Here is a 481-nt window from a genome sequence, read left to right as displayed (position 1 = left end):
CGCCGCGATACGAGAAACGGCGCAACGTGGCCGCGGGGTTGGCGCGGCAAAATGCGCGCAGGCTCAAGGTGGCGATCAGCGGCCCGTGCACCACCAGCCCCGAATAACCTTCGGTGCCGGTGACATAGGGGTAGTCGTAATGAATGCGGTGGCCGTTGAAGGTTACGGCGCTGTAGCGGAACAACAGGGTTGGCGTCGGGTCGACCGCTTCACGCCAGGCGCCTTCGGGGGGCGCGTCACCACTGCCCTGCTTGGGCGGCGTGGGTTCGCGGTAGACGATGTCCTGTTCTTCGCGCAGGGCCAGGCGGCCGTCCTGGGAATAGTCGTGGCGCACGGTGACGAACAACAACGAGCCGGTGCGACCGGTTTTTTCTTCCACCTGGGTGATGGTCGAAACGCGGGTGGCGGCCTCACCGGCACGCAATGCATGGAAGAACTCGATGCGCCCGCCGGCCCACATGCGGTTGCGATTATCGGCGGG

At 65.7% G+C, this 481-nt stretch carries 1 protein-coding gene; it reads right to left on the bottom strand.

Going from position 1 to position 481, the window contains the following annotated elements; genetic code table 11:
• Positions 1-481, bottom strand: a 481-nt coding sequence (locus tag HX846_RS33220) for a MaoC family dehydratase N-terminal domain-containing protein (RefSeq protein ID WP_178967050.1), incomplete at both ends; no start/stop codon positions are given.

The sequence above is a fragment of the Pseudomonas sp. K5002 genome, assembly GCF_013386655.1.
In the GTDB taxonomy this organism is placed as follows: Bacteria; Pseudomonadota; Gammaproteobacteria; order Pseudomonadales; family Pseudomonadaceae; genus Aquipseudomonas.
Note: the sequence above shows the minus strand (reverse complement) of the source record. Positions and strands in the feature narration are given on the sequence as shown.